We start from the raw sequence: 20,788 nt of genomic DNA, 5'->3' as shown, positions 1-20,788 counted from the left end.
CCTTCCTCGGCACCAGGAAGGTGGGAATATTCTTTTTCAGGGAGGGATGGAAGTGTTCAGAAAACTGGTTTCTTTGATCCTTCTCTTTGTCACCGCTGTTGCGCTCGCCGTAACGGTTGTGGACAATGCGGGAAGAGTGGTTGAGATCACATCCGCACCCGAAAGGGTGGTCAGTCTGTCTCCCGCCGCAACGAGGTTTCTTGTGTTCCTCGGACTGGAAGACAAAATCGTTGGAGTCACAGATTACGACAGCTACGAAGCTGAAAAAGTCGGTGCGATGGTTCCTGTGAACATTGAAAAGGTGGTGAGTCTGAATCCCGATCTCGTTCTGATGTTCGGCGGATTCCAGCTTCCCGAAGTTCCAAAACTTGAGAAAGCAGGCTTAAAGGTCCTTGTTGTGAATCCGAATTCTCTCAATGACATCATTAGAGACGTGGTCCTTCTTGGAACAATCTTTGATCGTCGAGACCTTGCTCTGGAGAAATCGGAAAAGCTGAGAGAAAAAATGCTTGAGATAGGAAAGAAGACCTACAACGTTCCTCCATCGAAGCGTCCCAAGGTACTCTACCTGATCTCATCTCCCGGTCCTGATGTGAAGGAGATCTGGACGTGTGGTATGGGATCCTATCTCAACGAGATCATCTCTCTGGCGGGCGGGGTGAACATTGCCTCTGGAATCGCAGGGCCAAACGGCTGGCCACAGCTTTCTATTGAGTATGTTGTGTCTCAAAATCCTGATGTGATAATAGTTGGAGTTTACATCCCTGGAACGGAGAACGAAGAGATAAAGAAAATACTCAATTTTGAACCTTTCAAAGAAATAAACGCAGTGAAGAACAAAAGAGTCTTCGCAGTGGACGGAAACGTGGCCTCTCAACCTTCTCCCGATGTGTTTGAACTCCTCGATTTGTTCTATGAATTTTTCTACGGAGGAAAAGGTGAGTGAGAAAACTCGTTTTTCCGATACTGATACTCAGTTTTCTTCTTGGAATCTTCTTTGGAAGTGTGCCTTTGGACCCCCTTGAAGTGTTGGGGGTCCTCTTTGGTTTGAAAGAAAACCCCGGGGTCGAAAGGATTCTTTCTCTCAGAATTCCAAGGGTTCTGGCAAGTTTTCTGGTTGGAGCCGGTCTTTCGATCGTGGGAAATTCGTTTCAGAATCTTTTGAAGAATCCTCTTGTTGATCCGTATCTCCTTGGAATCTCCTCGGGTGCATCTTTCGGTACTGTTGTGTCGTTTTACCTCGCTGAAACCCTCGGAATCTCCTGGATATACAGAATTCCACTTCTCAGCTTTGGTTTCTCTATGATAGCGTCGCTCTTGACCCTTCTCATTGCAAGGAAAGAGGGCCGCTTTCCGGTAACAACCATCGTGCTTTCTGGAGTGGTGGTAAGTACGTTGTTCAGCTCTCTCACTTACATGACGATCGTTCTTTTGAAAAGGAATGTAACCACCATCTCTATGTGGCTCTTTGGAAGCTTTTCAGGGAGTACGTGGGAGGATGTTCTCTTCTATCTGATGGTCGTCATCCCGTTTTTACTTTACTCTTTGATCTTCTCCAAACATCTGAACGCCATGGCACTTGGAGAGGAAGAGGCGTTCATCCTTGGAGTCAGCGTTGAGAGATTGAAGGTTGTCACTTTTCTTTTTGGAAATCTCATCACGGCATTTCTGGTCTCCAGAAGTGGTGTTATCGGTTTCGTCGGTCTCATAGTTCCTCACATCTCTCGCTACCTCGTTGGTCCGAATTTTCTGAAGTCCGTCCTTTCGAGTTTGATCGTGGGAGGAGTTCTTCTCACACTCTGCGACACGGCAGCAAGAACCTTCTTTTCGCCCACGGAGCTTCCAGTTGGCGTTGTAACGGCGTTGATTGGAGCACCTTTCCTTGCTTTCCTCATGAAAAGAGGTGTGTGAAGTGGAGATTGTGAGGATTGAAAATTTGTTCTTCCAATACAGAGGCGGATTCTCTCTGAAAAACATAAATCTTTCTGTGAAAAAAGGGGAGTTCTTCGGTATCATCGGACCGAACGGTTCCGGAAAGACTACTCTTTTAAAGATCCTTGTGGGGATTTTTCGTCCTCAGAAAGGAACGGTTCAGCTCCTCGGTAGGATACCGTGGGAGACTTCGAGAAAAGAGATGGCGAAGATAGTAACCCTCGTTTCTCAGGATTTCTTTCCTTCCTACGACTTTTCTGTAAAAGAGATAGTCGAGATGGGACGGCTTCCACACTTGAGTCTTCTGAGTGGAACATCCAGAAAGGATGAGGAGATAGTCCTGAAAAGCCTAGAGCTAACCGGAACACTGAAATTTGTCGACAGAAACTTCTGGACATTGAGCTCTGGAGAGCGCAGGAAGGTTGTGCTATCGAAAGCGATTGTGCAGGACACGGAAATCCTGCTCATCGATGAACTCACAGCCCATCTGGATTACAACAACGTGAGTCTTGTGGGAAACGTTTTGAAAAGGTTGAAAGAATCGGGAAAAACCATCATCTCCGTTTTCCACGACATAAACGTGGCATCTGCTCTGTGTGATCGAATAGGCGTTATGAAAAACGGTGAGATGATAAAAACCGGAGCACCCCCAGAGGTGGTGACCGAAGAGGTGCTCCGGAATACATTCGAAACGGAATTCGTGGTACTTGAACATCCTGTCACAGGAAGACCGTTAGCCTTTCTCAAATAGTTTTTTCAAGAATTTCACCTGTTCAACCGCTTGGAAAGAGCCTCCTCCCTCGTGGTTGTTGTACGGATAGATTCTGATTTCCTTCGGTCCAGCGTAGTAATTGTAGGCAGCGAAAACCGTTGAAGGAGGACAAATGTTGTCCATGAGACCCACAGAAAACAGCGCAGGGATCTTCGCTCTGGCTGCGAAGTTCACTCCATCGAAATAGGAAAGAGTCCTGAACACGATTTCTTCCTTGTCTCTGTGGGTCTTTAGAAAGTTCGTGATCTCCGCGTATGGATGCGTATCCACAAGCTGTACTGCTCTTCTGAAGTGACACAGAAACGGCACATCGCACAGAAGAGCCTTTGCTTTCTTTGAGAGAGCGCTCACCGCAAGGGCTATTCCGCCACCCTGACTGCCTCCAGCTATCACGATTCTTTCTTGATCTACCTGAGGAAAAGAAGCAGCAGCTTCAACGGCTCTGACAGCGTCCGTGAAGACTCGTCTGTAGTAGTAAGTTCTGGGATCCAGTATTCCTCTTGTCATGAATCCTGGATACTGAGGGTCAACGGGACCCTCAGGGTAATCCGGTGTGTCTCCTTTCAGCCAGCCGCTTCCCTGACCTCGAGTATCCATGACGAAACATATGTAACCCATAGAAGGCCAGAACAGCCAGTCGTGAGGGAATCCTCTTCCACCGTTGTATCCTATGTACTGCACAACGCAGGGAAGTTTTTCTTCTTCCAGTTTTGGAACAAGGAGCCACCCTTTGATCCTCTGTCCCCTGTATCCGGAGAAGGTGACATCGTACGCTTCGACTGTTTTGAGGTGAGACTCCATCCTCTCGAAGACGGGGTCTAAGGGGAACTTTTCGCTCTCTGCGAGTGTCTCTTCCCAGAACTCATCGAAGTCTTTCTCTTCGTACCGCTCTGGACGATATTTCTTCAGTTCTTCGAGTGGTAAATCGAAGAAGGCCATTTTTTCACTCCTCGCAGGCTTCCGTGAAGAATTTCCTCATTCCCACCACTTCTCTTTTTTCACCGACGACGGAGAAAGAACCTGTGAGTCTGATGTCTTCAGAAGAGCTTCCCACCATCACTTTGAACTCACCGGGTTCAACCACGAGTTTCATGTCTCTGTTGTAGTAGGCGAGCACGTCCATGTGAAGCCTGAACACAACAGTCTTCTTCTCTTTCGCCTTCAAAGAAACCCTCTTGAAGCCCTTCAGCTCTTTCACAGGCCTTGTGACGCTTGCAAACTCACGACCGATGTAAAGTTGAACCACCTCGTCTCCGTCTCTGTCTCCGATGTTTTCCACGTCCACCTTTATCACCACTTCGCCGGCCGGTGGCACTTCCTTCGGTTCGATTCTGAGGTTGCTGTACTCGAACTTCGTGTAAGACAAACCGTGCCCAAACGGGAAGAGAGGCTTTGTGCTCTCATCCACGTAGTCTCCGTGCCAGTGAGACCTTCCCCCGGATGGTTTGACGTAGTGGAAGACAGGAATCTGACCAGCGCTTCTTGGAAAGCTGATCGGGAGTTTTCCAGAGGGATTCACCTTTCCATAGATGATGTCAACGATCGCTCTTCCTCCCGCTTCTCCAGGAAGCCACACCTGAAGGATCGCGTTCACCTTGTCGACGACGTTTTTGAGTGAATAGGGTCTTCCCGTGATGAGGACAAGAACGACGGGTTTTCCTGTCTTTGCAACTTCGAGGACGAGTTCTTCCTGGACTCCTGGAAGCTTGAGGTTTGCCATGTCTCTGGACTCACCGGTTGTGCAGTCAAGGGTGAGTCCAGATTTGTCCCCTACGACAACGATGGCAACGTCGGATTTCTTTGCAATTTCTATCGCCTCTTCGAAACCGCTTCTGTCTTCCCCTGTCACTTCACAGCCTTTTGCATATTCGAATTCGATCCCTTCTTCTTTGAAGGCATCGAGAACACTCGGAATGCTCTTCATATGTTCTTCTATGCTCTTCTTCAGTCTTTCGTAGTTTTCTCTCGGGATCTGAGGATTTCCAAAGACGTCGTCTATGTTGTCGAGGAGAGCCCTTATGTGTGCAAGGTACATGTAATCTCCGAGGAGATTTCTCACCTCACCCGCGTTCGGTCCGATCAGGGCAACTTTTTTGTTTTTCTGAAGAGGCAGAATTCCATCATTCTTGAGAAGGATAATGGATTTCCTTGCTATCTCGAGTGCGATGTCTCTGTGACTTTCTATCTTTGCTTTTTCCACCTCAACGTAGGGATTTTCGAAGAGCCCGAGCATGAACTTCAGCCTCAGCACCCTGGTGACTGCCTCGTCGATCAAAGCTTCGGAGATGATGCCTTTTTCAACAAGGTCTTTCAAATATTGATAACATTCTGTCTTCGGAAGTTCAACATCTATCCCCGCTTCAAGTGCGAGTCTTGCGGCTTCTGACTTATCCCTTGCTATTCTGTGATAATCTTCCAGAACTTTCACAGCAAAATAGTCAGAAACGACGATTCCTTCGAATCCCCAGTCTTTTCTGAGAATGTCTGTGAGGAGTTTCCTGTTCGCTGCACATGGGACACCGTCTATTTCGCTGTAGGAGTTCATCACAGAAAGCACATTCGCTTCTTTAACGGCCGCTTCGAACGGAAAGAGAAAGACCTCTTTGAATTCCCTCTCCGGAATGTTCGTTGGTGCCCAGTTCTTTCCACCTTCAGAAGCGCTGTATCCGGCGAAGTGTTTCACTGTGGCAACGACACCTTTTTTGATATCTTCCCCCTGGAGGCCTTTCACGTAAGAGACTCCCATCCTCGCCACCAGATAGGGAGATTCTCCGAACGTCTCTTCTGTTCTCCCCCACCTTGGATCTCTTGCGACATCCAGAACAGGTGCGAGACCCTGATGTGCCCCTATCTTTCTCATATCCTCTCTGACGGCGGTGGTCATTTTTTCTATGAGATCTGGATCCCATGTACTCGCCATTGCTATCGCCTGAGGGAAGTTGGTTCCTCCAAGTCCCATGTAACCGGTGAGACATTCTTCGTGTATCATCGCAGGAATTCCAAGGCGTGTTTCTTCCACAAGAAATCTCTGTATTTCGTTCACAAGTTCCGCGGCTTCTTGAGGTTCAAGGTTCGTTGATCCACCAGGCCTTGTGATCTGGCCTATACCATTTTTGAGGAGTTCTTTTGCTTTTTCTCTACTGAACTTTCCCCTCTCGTCTATCAGTTCGTAACCCCAGACAGACCCAAGCTGGGCCACTTTCTCTTCCAGCGTCATTCTGGAAAGAAGATCTCTCACTCTCACTTCGATGGGTTGCGAAGGATCCCTGTACAGTTCCATATTTTTCCCTCCTCATCCGTTATTGAAACCATAAAGCTCATCTGTACAACCAGCACTTCACCTGCACACCATCAACTTCAAAATATGGAGGAGGCTCCTTTCTGCATATATCCATGGCCTTTGGACATCTTCCTGCGAACTTGCAGCCCTGTCTCAGATACTCTGCCTGCTCTGTCTCGGACAGTTTTATCCTGATGTCCCACTTTTTCTTCGGATCCGGCTCTGGGACGGATTCCCTCAAAAGCTGGGTATATGGATGCTTTGGTTCCATGAGAACTTTCTCTGCAGGTCCCAGTTCCACTATGTTTCCTCTGAACATGACGGCGATTCTGTCAGAGACGTAGTAGGCCGTTGTGAGATCGTGGGTGATGTAGAGCACGCTCACACCGTACTGTTCTTTGAGATCCTTGAAGAGGTTCACGATCGACATTCTCAAAGAAGCGTCGACCATCGAGACGGGTTCGTCTGCGACAAGAAGAGAAGGATTCGTGAGAAGCGCCCTTGCGATGGAAATTCTTTGAAGCTGACCTCCCGAGAACTCACTTGGGTACTTCTCGGAGAATTCTTCAAAGGAGATACCGACTGCGGAGAGTTTCTCTTTGATGATCTCTTCTGCCTTCTTTTTTGTATCCGCTATGCCAAGGTTGAAGAGTGTCTCATAGAAGTACCTGTCCACCTTCCTGAGGGGGTTGAACGTGGAGAACGGATTCTGGAAGACTGCCTGTATTTCTTTTAGAAGCTCTCTTCTTTCCTTTTCGTTCTGATGCACACGATCGATCTTTCTTCCTTTGTAGATGATCTCACCGGAGGTGGGTTCTTCAAAGCCGAGGATGATCTTGGCGGTCGTGGTCTTTCCACAGCCGCTCTCTCCAGCGAGGGTGAAGATCTCTGCTTCGTTTATATCGAAGTTCACGTTGTCTACAGCCACTATCCTCGTTCTGGAGAAGATACTCCCTATGGTGAAGATCTTCGTCAGATTTTTTATCTCAAGAAGCGGCATTCTTTCCCTCCTCTACTAACCAGCATGCAACTCTGTGGCCCGGCAGGTATTCCTTGAGAGGGGGTACTTCTTTTTTACACCTGTCGAACGCATGTGGACATCTTGGATGGAAACTGCATCCTGGTGGAAGATCGGCGAGTGATGGAGGACTTCCAGGAGCGCTTTCTCTCCTTCCTTTGTCTCCAAACTTTGGAAGCGAGTAGATCAGATACTTCGTGTAGGGATGCATGGGGTTTTCAAAGATCTCTTCTGTTTTCCCTTCTTCTATGATCTTTCCTGCGTACATGATCGCTATCCTGTCTGTCACGTTCGCATGGACCCCCATATCGTGTGTGACAAGGATGATGGTGTTCTGTCTTGAAGATTGTATCTCCTTTAGAAGTTGGACCACACCTCTCTGAGTTACAACGTCGAGAGCGGTCGTTGGTTCGTCTGCTATGATCACCTTCGGTGACAGAACAGTTGCAAGGGCGATCGTCACCCTCTGCCTCATTCCACCGGATAGCTGGTGTGGATAGGCATTGAGAATTTCTATCGGAAGGCCAAGCTCTTTTATGTGTTCTTTTGCCATCTCGTAGGCTTCTTCTTTCGTCTTTCCGGTCGTGTGGCTCTCTATGAAGTCTTTGAAGGTCTCTTTTATCTTCACAACGGGGTTGAGAACGCTCATCGATCCCTGTGGAACGTAAGAAATGAAACTCCATCTGAGCCTTCTTCTCTCTTCATCGCTCAGGGAATAAACATCCACTTCTTTTCCGTTTTCTCTGTACAAGACTTTTCCTCCCACTATTCTCTGTGGTGGTTCTATTGCAGCAAAGAGAGCTCTCAAAAGAGTGCTCTTTCCACATCCGCTCTCTCCTGCGATACCGTATATCTCGTTCTCCATGATCGAGATGTTCACGTCGTCCACTGCCTTCACTACTCTCTTTTTTCCGAATATGTCCAGAATGTAATAAGATTTGAGATTTTCTGTTCTCAACACTTCCACCGCTATCACCTCATGCCTGTCCTATTCTCTGTATCCTCATCCTCGGATCCAGATACTCACTGATGCTGATGGAAATCAAGTACAGCGCTATGAACAAAAAGATAGACGTTAAAACAGGAGTCAGCACCCACCACCAGTATCCCAGTAGAAGGGCCTGGTAGTTTATCGACCATTGAAGCATGGTACCGAGTGTGGGTATGTCCAGGTTCGACACACCCAGTATCGCGAGTGTGATCTCCATTCCAATTGCCCAGGACATGTTACCTATGAGAGTGGCGAATATGAGCGGTATCAGAAACGGCAGGTACTCTTTGAAAACAATCGAAAGGGCTTTTGATCCAGAGAGAAGAGCAGTGTAGGTGAAATCTCTTTCCCTCAAACTCAAAACCTGAGACCTGATCACTCTCGCATCCCATGCCCAGCCAAAGACTCCAAGGAGAAGACCAAGCATGGGAAGACTCAAACGTCCCTTTACAATAGAAGCAACCAGAACTATTATTATGAAAAGTGGTATCACAAGGAAAGAATCGCTGAGAAATGTCAGGACCCTATCTGCGGCTCCTCCTTTGTATCCGGCTATCATACCAACGATCATGGCTATGATTCTCGATACAAGTCCCGCGATCAGTGACATGACAAGTGAGTTTCTCACAGCGAAAGTGAGTTTCCAGAAAATGTCCTGTCCCATCGAGTTGGTTCCCAATATGTGAGGCCAATGGGGTGGAAGATCCCTCGGGACCTGATTCCACAGGTACGGGTTGTACGGTGAAAAGAAAGACAGGATAGAGAGAGTCAAAAGTACCAGAAGAACTATGAAACCGAATCTGAAACGTGTATCTCTCAACAGATCCTTCAACACCTGCATTCTTTCCACTCCTTTTTCATCTGTATCTCACCCTTGGATCGAAAAGTGGATACAGCAGGTCTATAACGAGTATACTGGTTGTGACGAGAAGTATGGAGAGGGTACTTATACCCATCAGTAGATTGTAATCACCTGTGAAAATGGCATTATAAAGGAGAGATCCAATACCGGGATAGGAGAACACGATCTCTGTGATCAAAGCACCTCCAAAGATCTGTCCCAGAGAGAGAGCAAGACCCGTTATCTGTGGTAACATAGCGTTTCTTATGACATATCTTCGAACGATTCTTCTCTCCTCTACTCCTCCCATCTTTGCGTATTTCACGTAGTCTTCTGTTTTCACACTTTGAACCACAAGCTTCATGGCTTGAAACCAGGAAAACACACCTATTAGAACTAAAGAAAGAGCTGGAAGGAAAGCATGTTTTAGGAGTATCAGCAGGTTTTCCCAGCTGAAGGTGAATTTCATTCCTATTGCAAAACCTCCGCCGATTGGAAAGATGGGGAATATATACGCAAGTAGGATCAAAAGTCCGAGTGCGAGGATGTAGTACGGCATCGGTCTTATCACCATCGCAATACCATCGAGAATCTTCACCCATTTTTTGTCAGAGAAGTATCCTGCGAGTCCTCCAAGAATGTTTCCTATGATCCAGGAAATGACAGTCGTTACAAACAAGAGCCAGGCAGTCCAGGGCAGTGATTGTCTTATTAATTTCATCACAGGAGTTGGAAACTGAAAGTATGAAGGACCAAAATCGCCTTTTAAAAGTCTTTTCCAGAAGTTGACGTACTGATTCCACAGGCTTCCCTGCAAACCATAAAGTTCCTTGATCGTTTCCACAAGTTTGTTGAAGTACTCTGGATTCAAATTTCCTCCCTGTGTTATGAGTCGATCGATGTAAGCCTGTATTGGATCGCTCGGAAGAAATCTCGGCAAGAAAAACACAATCGTTAAACCCACAAAAACTACGAGAAAGTAAGTTATCAATCTTGGAAGCAGGTATCTCCTTACAAAGCTCAAGGTATCTGCCCTCCTTTTCTCTTTAAAGGACCGGGGGTTGTCCCCCCGGCCCCCTGTTTGAAAATATTTTACATCATTATTTTCTGCCGGTAGGTTTCAAGAACGGAAGCATGTACTTGAAGTTCGGCCAGTGCTGGTAAGGTTGTGTGTATGGATTTTCTGCTCCAGGATAATTCGTCCAGTAGTATTCATCCCATGCGATAACACCAGGATAGTTGAATGTTGGAACACTTGGAAGTCCTTCAACGATTATCTTAAGAGCTTCGGTACCGAGTTCTATGAGTTTTTGAGTGTTACCCCATGGCGTGTTCTTGAGTTCTTCGATTATTTTGTCAAGCCTTGGATCGGACCATCTGCAGTAGTTACCCCATGGTGCATCTTCACCTATTGGAACAACGTACTCAGAATGGAATGGATAGAGTGTCCTGTAAAGGTCTGGATGACCACCCCAGGGTTCTGCAGCTGGCCATGCGGTGTGAACGTCGAAGTTACCTTCCGCACCAAACGAGTTTGCATTTTCGGAAGTCTGAACGACCGCATCTATTCCGAATTTCTTCCACGCCTGGGAGAGAGCAAATGCGTTTCTGTAAGCAGGATCAGATGGATTGGTGGGGGCAATTATCGTTATCTGCCACAGATCTCCATTCGGCAGATGCCATTTTCCATTCTTATCTCTGTAGAATCCGTTCTTTTCCAGAAGCTTTGCAGCAACATCGGGGGCATACTTCCACCAACCAGGTCCGAAAGTTCTCTTAATTATTTCAGGACTATCAGGTACAGAATAGCCTCTCTTCTTTGCATATTCTGCTAACCTAAGGCCTGCTTCTGGATCGTATGGCTTGAATTTTTCTCCGTTTCCAAGATCGATTTCGTAATTTTTGAGCCAGTCTTCAAGTCTTGTGAAATACCAGTTGTAGTATGCGGTTGAAAGTGGTATGTGGATAGGCGAAAGTGTTACGGCACCGTCGAAAGCGTTGGCAGCGTATTCAACAATATCAATTGCGAGTGTGAGAGCCCATCTTACTTCGATGTTGTTGAATGGTTCTTTCGCCGTGTTGAAGACAAATCCTGTCACACACGGATCGTTGTTCACAGTCCACGGGAAGTTTTTCCTCCAGGCTCTGGCTGTTTTGACTCTGTTGAGAACCGCTTTGAGCGCTTCTATCGTGAGGATCGCTTCGTCGAGCTGATGCTGTGCCATGGCAAGAACCTGTTTTTCCGGGGAACCGTAATCTATGAAGAGTACGTACTTGGGCTGTGGCATTCCAAAGAGCATACCAGTCGGTGTTCTTTCCCAGTCTTCTCTTCTCTGCCAGAGTGTCCAGTAGCCTCCTGGATCGACAGAATGGAGCACGTATGGGCCGGTTCCAACGGGTGGATTGAATTCAAAGTTAACGGGATCTTCTACTTTCTCAAAAACGTGTTTTGGCATAGGTCTTATTCCGCCCCATCTGTCGATGAAGTAGGCGTGGAACCTGGCATTTGGTCTTTTGAGTTTTATTTTCACAGTGTAGTCGTCCAATTTCTCAACGCTTTCAACCTCGTTGACCAGTTCCTGATGGTATCCAAACGCTGGAGTGCTCATGATTGTTTCGATTGTGAACACAACGTCATCCGCTGTGAATGGTTCTCCATCGCTCCAATATACACCTTTTCTGAGTTTGATGGTGAGTTCTGTGAAGTCGGAATTGTAGGTCGGGAGAGATTCGGCAAGTGCGCTTATGATCTTTCCAGTTGCGAAATCCACGTACCAGAGCGGTTCCAGAAGCAGGTTCTGGATACCCCTGTCTTGCCAAACCCATCCTGTCCACACGTTGAAGTTGGTGGGGTTGGCTGCTCTTCCGGTCAAAACCTGTGCTATGAAAGTCTCATTTCTCGGAATATTGGGTGGAAGCTGTGCAAAGAACAGACTGAACATGGAAACGACGAACAAAACTACAAGAAACTTCTTCATGAAAACTCACCTCCCTTGATTGTATGTTATATTTTTTCCTTTCGGGAAATATTTTAATGTAAATCTCCGAGAAAATCAAGGTGCGTTTTTTTGGGATAATGGAGGTTATCTGCACTTGTAAAAGATTATTTCAAAATATTGTCGTTTTTCTTCTTTTTTCTCTTTTTTCCTTTCTGGTATTATATTTTCGTTAAATCATAGAGAAGGAGGTTTCATGTTATGAAAATATTACCTTCTGTGTTGATCCTTTTGTTGGGATGTGTTCCAGTTTTCAGCTCTCAGAATGTATCTCTGAGAGAACTCGCAGAAAAGCTGAACATCTATATTGGTTTTGCCGCAATCAACAACTTTTGGTCTCTTTCCGACGCAGAAAAGTACATGGAAGTTGCAAGAAGAGAATTCAACATCCTGACCCCTGAGAACCAGATGAAGTGGGATACGATTCATCCAGAAAGAGACAGATACAATTTCACTCCCGCTGAAAAACACGTTGAGTTTGCAGAAGAAAACGACATGATCGTGCATGGACACACTCTTGTCTGGCACAACCAGCTTCCTGGATGGATCACTGGTAGAGAATGGACAAAGGAAGAACTTTTGAACGTTCTTGAAGACCACATAAAAACGGTGGTGTCTCATTTCAAAGGTAGAGTGAAGATCTGGGATGTGGTGAACGAAGCGGTGAGCGATTCTGGAACCTACAGGGAAAGCGTGTGGTACAAGACGATCGGTCCTGAATACATTGAAAAAGCGTTCAGATGGGCAAAAGAAGCCGATCCAGATGCGATTCTCATCTACAACGACTACAGCATAGAAGAAATCAACGCAAAATCGAACTTCGTCTACAACATGATAAAAGAGCTGAAAGAAAAGGGAGTACCTGTTGATGGAATAGGATTTCAGATGCACATAGACTACAGAGGGCTCAATTATGACAGTTTCAGAAGGAATTTGGAGAGATTTGCGAAACTCGGTCTTCAAATATACATCACAGAGATGGATGTGAGAATTCCTCTCAGTGGTTCGGAGGAGTATTATTTGAAAAAACAGGCTGAAGTTTGTGCGAAGATCTTCGATATATGCTTGGACAACCCTGCAGTTAAAGCGATCCAGTTTTGGGGATTCACAGACAAATACTCCTGGGTTCCCGGCTTTTTCAAAGGGTACGGGAAAGCGTTGCTCTTCGATGAGAATTACAACCCCAAGCCTTGTTATTACGCGATAAAAGAGGTGCTGGAGAAAAAGATAGAAGAAAGAAAATGAGGGGGCGATGCCCCCTTATTTTCAGCAGTATCTCTTTTTCATTTTGTCGATGGCTTCCCAGAGGCCAAGAATGTAGGTTGCACCGAGTGCCCTGTCGTAGAGTCCATAGCCAGGTCGTGCCTTTTCACCCCAGATCAGTCTTCCATGATCAGGACGTATGTACCCTTCGTAGCCTATGTCATGAAACGCTTTCATCACTTCAAAGAGATCGTGAGAACCGCAGAAGGAAGGATGTGCAGTTTCGTAGAAACTCTTCTCACCGGTGAACTTCAGGTTTCTCACGTGTGCAAAGTGGATCCTGCCCATCTTTCCGAAGTATCTTATCATCTCAGGTATGTTATTCTCAGGATTTGCTCCAAGTGATCCCATGCAGAACGTTATTCCGTTGTAGGGGCTGTCAACAGCTTTCAACATTCTCTCTATGTTTTCCTTGTTTGTTATAATCCTTGGCAGGCCAAAAATACTCCATGGTGGATCATCCGGGTGTATTGCGAGTTTCACATCGCACTCTTCACAAACGGGAATGACTCTTTCGAGAAAATAAACCAGGTTTTCGAAGAGTTTTTCTTCATCTACGTTCTTGTAGAGTTCGAAGGTTTCTCTCAGTTTCTCCAACCTGTCCCATTCCCATCCTGGAAGGACGAAACCCTGAGAGCCCTCTTTCACTCGTTTTATGAGTTCGTCTGGTGTTACTCCTTCGATGAGACGGTGATCGTACTCCATCGTTTCAGAGCCATCCGGGAGTTTTTTGTGTAGATCCGTTCTCATCCAGTCGAATACGGGCATGAAGTTGTAGCAGACTACCTTCACACCGGCCTTTGCCAGATTTCTGATCGTTTTCTTGTAGTTCTCTATATATCTGTCCCTTGTGGGAAGACCCAGTTTTATGTCTTCGTGGACGTTCACACTCTCGATAACTTCGAGTTTCAATCCCGCTTTTTCAACGGTTTCTTTCAGCTTCATTATTTCCTCAAATGGCCAGACTTCTCCCACAGGTATGTCAAACAAAGCCCCTACGACTCCTTCTACTCCTGGGATCTGACGTATTTGTTCCAGTGTCACGGTATCGTGTTTTTCACCATACCATCTGAAAACAAGCTTCATCCATCTTCCCTCCCAACGACTTCTTCGAGTGTTTTCCTCACAGCTCGTGGCCCTGTGATCATCTTCTTGAACAGTTCTTCTATTTTTTCTCCAAGTCCTACTTCGTACAGGTTCACTCTGAAAAGCTGCTGGCTGGAAAGGATCGGTTTCAGATGATCATCCGTGGATTCGGGATCGCCGAATTTTATCTTTGAAACGTAAGACCTCAGGTTCTCAAGAAGGGGATCTGGACTGAGCTGCATTTCTCTTCCTTCATCGTCTATTCCCATGAGGTATCTGCACCATCCCGCTATCACAAGTGGTATGTATTTCAGATTCCTTGGATCCAGATCTGGTCTTTCGTGGTATGCCTTTATAGTTTCGCCGAACCTGATAGGCATCTTTTGAGAGGTATCCGTTGCTATTCTCTGCGGTGTGTCTGGCAGATACGGATTGGGAAGTCTGATGTTTATCACTTCGTTCAAGAATTCTCTTGGATTTATGATACCAGGATCTACCACAACTTTTATTCCCTCTTCTCCCACACCTTCTACAAGTTTTTTCAGGAGGGGGTCTTTCATTTCGTCTGCGATCTTTTTGTATCCCAGAAGGCAACCGAAGATGGCCAGCGCTGTGTGAAGAGGATTGAGACAGGTTGTCACCTTCATTCTTTCTGCCTTCTCAACAGTTTCTCTGTCTGTCAGAAAAACGTTCCTATCTGCTCCTTCGAGTTTTGGCCGGCCGTTCGGAAAGCTGTCTTCTATCACCAGATACTGAGCCCATTCCATGTTTACGAAAGGAGCGATGTGGGTCCTCTTGGATGTCACAAAGATTTCCATTCCCTCTATTCCAAGTTTTTCTAAGTGCTCTTTTATGAATTCTGAAGGACCCGGTACAATCTTATCTATCATACTCCATGGGAAAGCAACGTCTTTTTCCAGATAATCAATGAAATCTTTTTCCACCAGACCGCTTTTAACCCACTCCTCGGAAATTCTTTTCACAGAGCTGTAGAGTTTTTCGCCATTTCTTGAGAAATTATCGAGGCTGAGAAGAGCGATAGGAAGTCTTCCCGCTTTGAATCTTTCGTAAAGAAGTGCAGCCACTTTTCCCATCGATGTTTGGGGTGAGACAGGACCGTTTTTCATGTCCTCCATCACCTGAGGAAAGAGGTTCCCGGCCTGATCTTCTATGTTGTAGCCTTTTTCTGTGATGGTGAGAGAAGCGAGCTGAAGAGAAGGATTTCTGAAGATTTCTTTTGCTCTTTCCCAGTCTGGATGCGAAGGATCTCCCTTGAGAGCTTCCATCACGCTCGCTATGATTCTCTTTTCAAAATCTCCGTCGGGTTTTATTGTGACCGCTATCGATAAATTGTCGTACGGTTTGTAAACTTTGTCTATGACTTCGTAGTCGAAGAGTTCTATCACATTTATACCAGTGTCTTCCTTTCCCTCTTCGAGGAGATTCTGAAGCACTGCCGCAACGAATCCCCTGAATATGTTTCCACCACCGAAATGAACCCATTTCGGTTGTTCTTTTGTATTTTTCTCTACTTCGTCGAGATCGAAATACGGAGGCCTGACACCTATCTTTTCCCAAGCCGCTCTATCTTTTATCGTTTCCCTGTTGAGACGCACGTTTTCACCTCCTTATCTTTCCACTCGACCGGAGGTAGCACCGGACGCGAGTTTCTCTATCTCTTCTATGCTGAGCACCACAAAATCCCCGGGTATTGTGTGCTTGAGACAGGAAGCGGCTGCCGCGAATTCGGCCTTTTTCTGCGAGTCAAATCCCATCAAACTTCCGTAGATGAGAGCTCCTGCAAAGCTGTCTCCGGCTCCCACTCTGTCCACGATATGTATTTCATATCTGTTCGAGAAATGGGGCTGACCATTTTCAAAAACCATGACGGACCAGTAATTCACAGTTGCGGATATGCTTTCTCTGAGAGTGATACCAACCGTCTTGAAGTTGTATTTCCTAGTGACTTCTTCTGCTATCTTCGCGTACGCTTCTCTGTTCAGTTTTCCTGTCTTAAGATCGAGACCTTCAACCGAGATGCCAAGAACTTTTTCTATGTCTTCTTCGTTTGCGATCAGAACATCCACGTATTCCATGAATGGAATCATCACCTTCTGTGCCTCTTCTTTTGTCCAGAGTCTTGCTCTGTAATTTAGATCACAGCTCACCGTCACACCTTTTTCATTAGCGACTTTCAAAGCGTCTTCAAGGATGAGAGGAAGTTCTTTTCCAAGAGGAGGAGTAATTCCTGAGAAGTGGAACCATCTCGCACCATCCAAAATTTTCTCCCAGTCGAAGTCTTCCCTTTTTGCCTCAGAAATGGCAGAGTGTGCTCTGTCGTAGACAACTTTACTCGGTCTCTGAGAAGCCCCTATCTCAAGGAAGTAAATACCTATTCGATTTCCACCTCTTGCTATGTAGTCTGTCTTCACACCGAACTTTCTGAGATGTCCTGCTGCAGCGTCCCCCAGCGGGTTGTTTGGTAGTTTTGTCACAAAGTACGCATCGAGTCCCATCTGAGCAAGAAAAGCCGCTACGTTCGCTTCTGCTCCGCCGTAGGTGACGTCGAAGCTGTCTGTCTGGAAGATCCTCTTATGATCTGGTGGTGAGAGTCTCAACATGATCTCTCCAAAAGTTACCACCTTCATTCTGTGCACCCCCTGATCTTTTCTACGAACGCTTTTGCTTTTTCTCTCACCTCGTCTGGTGTTCCTTTCACAAGCGCACTTCCAACACCAACAGCGAGGACTCCGGCTTTGAACCACTCACACACGTTGTCCAGATTCACGCCTCCAGTGGGCACGAATTTCACATTGGGGAACGGTCCTTTCATCGCTTTTACAAACTGAGGTCCCACCACTTCTCCAGGGAAGAGTTTCAAAATCGTGTGACCGAGTTTCATGGCTTTTACAAGTTCGGTGGGTGTCATCACACCGGGCATGTAGAAGACACCTTTTTCTTTGCAGAATTGAGAGATTTCCTCGTCAAGGTGTGGACTGACGATGAACTCTGCTCCACTTTCTACAGCTTTTCTGCACTGTTCGACACTCGTCACTGTACCTGCACCTATTATGGCACCTTTTTCCTTGAGGAACGAGAGTTCTTTGATGACTGTGTCAGCGTCTGGAACAGTGAAGGTGATTTCGATGAGGTGAACTCCTCCTTCAAAAACAGCCAACGCCTTTTCTTTCGCTTCTTCCACACTGTTTGCCCTCAGCACGGCTACAATCTTGTGTTTTTTGAAGAGCTCTTCCATCTTCATCCCTCCTGATATGTGATATTTAATCATATTTCAAAAAAACAAAAACCATAAATCTGCGGGTTTCAATATCCAAGTTTTCTGGATATTTCTTCTGCCTTTTCTTTGAGTACATCGGAGTATTCTTCTATTTTTTCCTCTGTGAACTTTCGTGCAACCCCGGAAATACTCACTCCAGCCACCGGATATCCGTTGTGATCAAATATAGGAACTCCCACACACATGATACCTATTTCGTTTTCTTCGTTGTCTACGGCGTATCCTCGCTTTCTAATTTTTTCAAGCTCTCTCTTCAGTACTCTGGGATTCGTGATGGTGTTTGGGGTTTTTGGTTTTAGTTCCACAATTTTCAGGTATTCCTTCAATTCTTTTTCGGGAACGAAGGCGAGAATGGATTTACCAGAGGCTGTGGAGTAAAGGTCGACTTTCATACCAAGTCTTGAGACCATAGGAATGCTCTGCTCACCCTCCACCTTGTCTATGTAAACTCCCTCGAAGCCATCTTTCAAAATCAGGTGTACTGTTTCCCCCGTTCTTTTCATGATATCCACGAGATGGTCGTGAGCTATATCCCTAATGTTGAAGCGCCTCAGAACGAATGAACCGTACTCTATCAATTTGTACCCCGGTACGTATCTCTTGTCTTTTTTTCTGAGAACAAACCCTTTCTCTTCGAGAACAACCATGTATTTGTATGCGTTTGAAACGCTCATATTGAACTTTTCGGCTATTTCAGAAACGCTTACATCGCCAGGATTCTTTACGATGAAATCCAGTATTTCGAAGGCTTTTTTGAGGGTATTCAAATTCTCTGCCTCCCTGATTTTCTTCTTTGTCTACAATCAATTATAATAATACCATGAAGATTTTCTTTTTGAGAAAACCATTTTCAAATGGAGGTGGATGTATGTTTCTTGGAGAGGATTACCTTCTGACAAACAGAGCAGCTGTGCGATTGTTCAATGAGGTCAAGGATCTTCCCATTGTGGATCCACACAACCATCTGGATGCGAAAGACATCGTTGAGAACAAACCCTGGAACGATATCTGGGAAGTAGAGGGTGCGACAGATCATTATGTGTGGGAACTCATGAGACGCTGTGGTGTTTCGGAAGAGTACATAACTGGATCGAGAAGTAACAAAGAAAAATGGCTTGCCCTCGCAAAGGTGTTTCCAAGATTTGTGGGAAATCCAACCTACGAGTGGATACACCTTGATCTCTGGAGAAGGTTCAACATAAAGAAGGTAATTTCAGAAGAGACGGCAGAAGAGATATGGGAAGAAACGAAAAAGAAGCTTCCTGAGATGACACCTCAGAAACTTCTCAGAGACATGAAGGTGGAGATCCTTTGCACAACAGATGATCCTGTTTCCACTCTGGAACATCACAGGAAGGCAAAAGAAGCGGTGGAAGGTGTTACCATCCTTCCCACCTGGAGACCAGACAGAGCAATGAACGTAGACAAAGAGGGATGGAGAGAGTACGTGGAGAAGATGGGGGAGCGTTACGGTGAAGACACCTCTACACTCGATGGTTTTCTGAACGCGCTCTGGAAGTCACACGAACATTTCAAAGAGCATGGTTGTGTGGCGAGTGACCATGCTCTCCTGGAGCCATCGGTATACTATGTGGACGAAAACAGAGCAAGGGCAGTTCATGAAAAAGCCTTCAGTGGGGAGAAACTCACTCAGGATGAAATAAACGATTACAAGGCCTTTATGATGGTTCAGTTTGGGAAAATGAACCAGGAAACGAACTGGGTGACACAGCTTCACATCGGTGCTTTGAGAGATTATAGAGACAGCCTTTTCAAAACGCTCGGACCGGACTCAGGAGGAGATATTTCGACGAACTTTCTGAGAATCGCAGAAGGGCTGAGGTACTTTCTGAACGAGTTCGACGGAAAGCTCAAGATCGTTCTCTATGTACTCGATCCCACGCATCTTCCAACGATATCCACCATTGCACGTGCTTTTCCGAATGTTTATGTCGGTGCTCCATGGTGGTTCAACGACAGTCCATTTGGCATGGAGATGCACCTGAAATACCTCGCTTCAGTCGATCTTCTGTACAACCTTGCGGGAATGGTCACAGATTCCAGAAAACTTCTCTCCTTCGGTTCCAGAACAGAGATGTTCAGGAGGGTTCTTTCGAATGTGGTGGGAGAGATGGTTGAAAAGGGGCAGATTCCTATTAAGGAAGCAAGAGAACTCGTGAAGCACGTTAGTTACGATGGCCCGAAAGCTCTCTTCTTTGGATGAGGGGGGAAATTATGAAAAAAATTTTCAATTACGTTTTGGCCTATCTCTTTCTTGCAGTGACGAGTGTTCTTGGATTTTACGTGATATTCATGGAAGGTAGAAGATTCTTCTTCACCTTGCTTGGACTCACAAGTGCTCGTTTACAAACCATAAACGCTGTGGACAAATTCGTTGTGATAGTTTTGGGCATCGCGTTCCTTGGATTTTTCATATTCAGTGAGAGTTACTTCAGGAAAAAAGTGGAAAGTAGTATGAAGGATCTTCTAAGGGCGGTTCTCACAGTTTCAGGAATCCTCATGTTTGTTTGGGCAGGGTTTCAGGCTCCATTTTTCTTCTCGGTCGGTTATAAGTTGGGATTACCGGAAATCATCATCTACCTCCTGAAGCTCATCGGTGGATCTCTTCTTATTTTCGTTTCCTCCAGATATTTGAAAAATGAGTATCTACACAGTGTATGAAGAATAACCCCCCGCACGAGCGGGGGTTGTTTTTTGATGTCTCAGCTCATTGAGATTGAGCAGGATCGTACACAACCGAAACAGTGGCGTTGTTACCTGACCAGCCCTGTTCTGTACCGTCTTCGAAATCAGTTTTCAAAACAACTTTGCCACTCTCATCTTTGATCACGAAGTCGTCGAGGTAGAAGGTGATACCGGGGGTCTGAGGTTCGATGTAGATGTCCGAGGGATTTCCATCAGAGGAGTTCAACGTGTAGGTTGCCTCGATCGTCACCCATGTTGCGGGTAGCACTTCTCTTCCCCAGAATATGGATTTGTACTGATTTGTTGTTGTCTTCAACGTGAGGTTGAACTTCACAGATGTGGCTTCTTCGTGGTAGATTCTGACGCTGTAGGTGTAGGTTGCATCTGCGTTGATGTAGTTCCCAATACCATAGAACCATGCCGTTTTCCAGCCTTGATCACCCGTTTCTACCTTTAGAACCTTGTTCAATGCTCCTCCCGTACCAGGTGCAGAGACACATCCTGAAAGGATGATCAGAAAAGCGAAAACTCCCAGCACGCTCATCAAAAACCATTTCTTCATGATCTATCTACCCCCTTAAGATTATGATCAAATAAGGAGGGGG

Annotated in this window: 19 protein-coding genes; 6 read left to right on the top strand and 13 right to left on the bottom strand. The window is 46.0% G+C overall.

The features are described 5' to 3' along the window. The first annotated feature begins 52 nt into the window (after positions 1–52). Genes TM_RS00375 through TM_RS00365 form a run of 3 tightly spaced genes read left to right on the top strand, consistent with a single transcriptional unit; the run spans position 53 to position 2,683 of the window. Positions 53–946 (top strand): cobalamin-binding protein, encoded by an 894-nt coding sequence (locus TM_RS00375; protein WP_004082604.1) that lies wholly within the window; start codon positions 53–55, stop codon positions 944–946. Continuing rightward, on the top strand, positions 943–1,911 hold the full coding sequence (locus TM_RS00370) for a FecCD family ABC transporter permease (protein WP_004082603.1): 969 nt from the start codon (positions 943–945) through the stop codon (positions 1,909–1,911). Before TM_RS00375 ends, TM_RS00370 begins: the two co-directional genes overlap by 4 nt. Before the next feature lies 1 nt (position 1,912). Continuing rightward, complete coding sequence (locus TM_RS00365) at positions 1,913–2,683, top strand: ABC transporter ATP-binding protein (protein ID WP_004082601.1); 771 nt, start codon at positions 1,913–1,915, stop codon at positions 2,681–2,683. On the opposite strand, the gene axeA is transcribed toward TM_RS00365, so the two are convergent. The 7 genes from axeA to TM_RS00330 form a co-directional block, all read right to left on the bottom strand. Then, positions 2,666–3,643, bottom strand: coding sequence for a cephalosporin-C deacetylase (gene axeA, locus TM_RS00360; protein ID WP_004082599.1), 978 nt, complete (start codon positions 3,641–3,643; stop codon positions 2,666–2,668). The two genes, TM_RS00365 and axeA, sit on opposite strands and share 18 nt — an antisense overlap. 4 nt (positions 3,644–3,647) lie before the next feature. Next, entirely contained in the window at positions 3,648–5,984 is a 2,337-nt protein-coding gene (locus TM_RS00355) for a glycoside hydrolase family 3 N-terminal domain-containing protein (RefSeq protein ID WP_004082594.1), read from the bottom strand. Positions 5,985–6,021: 37 nt separating this feature from the next. Then, positions 6,022–6,984 carry an ABC transporter ATP-binding protein gene (locus tag TM_RS00350; protein WP_004082591.1) on the bottom strand — a complete coding sequence of 321 codons (963 nt, stop codon included), beginning with the start codon at positions 6,982–6,984 and terminating at the stop codon, positions 6,022–6,024. Continuing rightward, positions 6,971–7,978, bottom strand: coding sequence for an ABC transporter ATP-binding protein (locus tag TM_RS00345; protein WP_041426669.1), 1,008 nt, complete (start codon positions 7,976–7,978; stop codon positions 6,971–6,973). The genes TM_RS00350 and TM_RS00345 overlap by 14 nt, the downstream gene beginning before the upstream one ends. A 1-nt stretch (position 7,979) precedes the next feature. Beyond that, positions 7,980–8,834, bottom strand: coding sequence for an ABC transporter permease (locus TM_RS00340; RefSeq protein ID WP_004082583.1), 855 nt, complete (start codon positions 8,832–8,834; stop codon positions 7,980–7,982). 16 nt (positions 8,835–8,850) lie between these two features. Continuing rightward, complete coding sequence (locus TM_RS00335; RefSeq protein ID WP_004082581.1) at positions 8,851–9,858, bottom strand: ABC transporter permease; 1,008 nt, start codon at positions 9,856–9,858, stop codon at positions 8,851–8,853. Between the two features lie 76 nt (positions 9,859–9,934). After that, positions 9,935–11,812: an ABC transporter substrate-binding protein gene (locus tag TM_RS00330; RefSeq protein ID WP_004082579.1), complete on the bottom strand. Its 1,878-nt coding sequence runs from the start codon at positions 11,810–11,812 to the stop codon at positions 9,935–9,937. A 219-nt stretch (positions 11,813–12,031) separates the two neighbouring features. On the opposite strand from TM_RS00330, the gene TM_RS00325 reads away from it, so the two are divergent. Beyond that, positions 12,032–13,075, top strand: a complete 1,044-nt coding sequence (locus TM_RS00325; protein WP_004082568.1) for an endo-1,4-beta-xylanase — start codon at positions 12,032–12,034, stop codon at positions 13,073–13,075. Between the two features lie 21 nt (positions 13,076–13,096). Here TM_RS00325 and uxuA read toward each other — a convergent pair whose 3' ends face one another. The 5 genes from uxuA to TM_RS00300 form a co-directional block, all read right to left on the bottom strand. Then, complete coding sequence (gene uxuA, locus TM_RS00320; RefSeq protein ID WP_004082566.1) at positions 13,097–14,179, bottom strand: mannonate dehydratase; 1,083 nt, start codon at positions 14,177–14,179, stop codon at positions 13,097–13,099. Then, positions 14,176–15,795 carry a D-mannonate dehydrogenase UxuB gene (gene uxuB / locus TM_RS00315; RefSeq protein WP_004082564.1) on the bottom strand — a complete coding sequence of 540 codons (1,620 nt, stop codon included), beginning with the start codon at positions 15,793–15,795 and terminating at the stop codon, positions 14,176–14,178. The genes uxuA and uxuB overlap by 4 nt, the downstream gene beginning before the upstream one ends. 12 nt (positions 15,796–15,807) lie before the next feature. Beyond that, positions 15,808–16,827 (bottom strand): sugar kinase, encoded by a 1,020-nt coding sequence (locus tag TM_RS00310; RefSeq protein ID WP_004082562.1) that lies wholly within the window; start codon positions 16,825–16,827, stop codon positions 15,808–15,810. After that, entirely contained in the window at positions 16,824–17,435 is a 612-nt protein-coding gene (locus tag TM_RS00305; RefSeq protein WP_004082560.1) for a bifunctional 4-hydroxy-2-oxoglutarate aldolase/2-dehydro-3-deoxy-phosphogluconate aldolase, read from the bottom strand. The genes TM_RS00310 and TM_RS00305 overlap by 4 nt, the downstream gene beginning before the upstream one ends. A 68-nt stretch (positions 17,436–17,503) precedes the next feature. Continuing rightward, complete coding sequence (locus tag TM_RS00300) at positions 17,504–18,244, bottom strand: IclR family transcriptional regulator (protein ID WP_004082558.1); 741 nt, start codon at positions 18,242–18,244, stop codon at positions 17,504–17,506. A gap of 101 nt (positions 18,245–18,345) precedes the next feature. On the opposite strand from TM_RS00300, the gene uxaC reads away from it, so the two are divergent. Further along, entirely contained in the window at positions 18,346–19,701 is a 1,356-nt protein-coding gene (uxaC, locus tag TM_RS00295) for a glucuronate isomerase (protein WP_004082556.1), read from the top strand. An 11-nt stretch (positions 19,702–19,712) separates the two neighbouring features. Then, positions 19,713–20,159: a hypothetical protein gene (locus TM_RS00290; RefSeq protein ID WP_004082554.1), complete on the top strand. Its 447-nt coding sequence runs from the start codon at positions 19,713–19,715 to the stop codon at positions 20,157–20,159. Between the two features lie 46 nt (positions 20,160–20,205). On the opposite strand, the gene TM_RS00285 is transcribed toward TM_RS00290, so the two are convergent. After that, a complete protein-coding gene (locus TM_RS00285; RefSeq protein WP_004082552.1) occupies positions 20,206–20,745 on the bottom strand; it encodes a carbohydrate binding domain-containing protein in 540 nt (179 codons plus the stop codon). Positions 20,746–20,788: the final 43 nt, after the last annotated feature.

The organism is Thermotoga maritima MSB8 (assembly GCF_000008545.1).
GTDB classification, from domain to species: domain Bacteria; phylum Thermotogota; class Thermotogae; order Thermotogales; family Thermotogaceae; genus Thermotoga; species Thermotoga maritima.
Note: the sequence above shows the minus strand (reverse complement) of the source record. Positions and strands in the feature narration are given on the sequence as shown.